The sequence below is a fragment of the Streptomyces sp. NPDC058955 genome (assembly GCF_042741435.1).
Classification (GTDB): Bacteria; Actinomycetota; Actinomycetes; order Streptomycetales; family Streptomycetaceae; genus Streptomyces.
Window position 1 is genome coordinate 1 of record NZ_JBHYKM010000119.1, and the last position, 537, is coordinate 537.

At 69.5% G+C, this 537-nt stretch carries 1 pseudogene; it reads left to right on the top strand.

Annotated elements, in window-relative coordinates:
* Positions 1 to 88: 88 nt before the first annotated feature.
* Positions 89 to 526, top strand: a pseudogene (locus ACFW1I_RS31745) (IS30 family transposase); the annotation flags it as partial.
* Positions 527 to 537: the final 11 nt, after the last annotated feature.

Consider the following 537-nt stretch of genomic DNA (forward strand, 5'->3'; position numbering starts at 1 on the left):
CGCACAAGTTGTGCGGGAGCAACGGGGCGCTTCTTTGCGTTTGCGGGAGGATGAGCGGATCCACATCGCCGACCGGCTGCGGGAGAAGGCGAGCGTCCGGACGATCGTGGAGCGGTCCACCCGGTTCACGATGCTCGTGCACCTGCCCGACGGACACCGGGCCGAGCAGTTCCAGCGGTCGCTGACCGACACCATGCTCGCGCTTCCGCCGCATCTGCGGCGGTCCCTGACCTGGGACCAAGGCAACGAGATGGCCGGGCACGCGGCTTTCACCGAGGCCACGGGGATACCCGTCTACTTCTGCGAACCCGGCAGTCCCTGGCAGCGCGGCTCGAACGAGAACACCAACGGCCTGCTACGCCAGTACTTCCCGAAGGGCACCGACCTGTCCCGCCACACCTGAGCGCACCTGGCCGCCGTTGCCGCAGAAGTGAACCAGCGCCCCCGCAAGTGCCCCGGGGCGGGGGCACCCCCCCACCGCCCGGGAGGCCGCGGCGACCCCCGCCGCACACAAAACAACAACTAGACCCGGGGAGT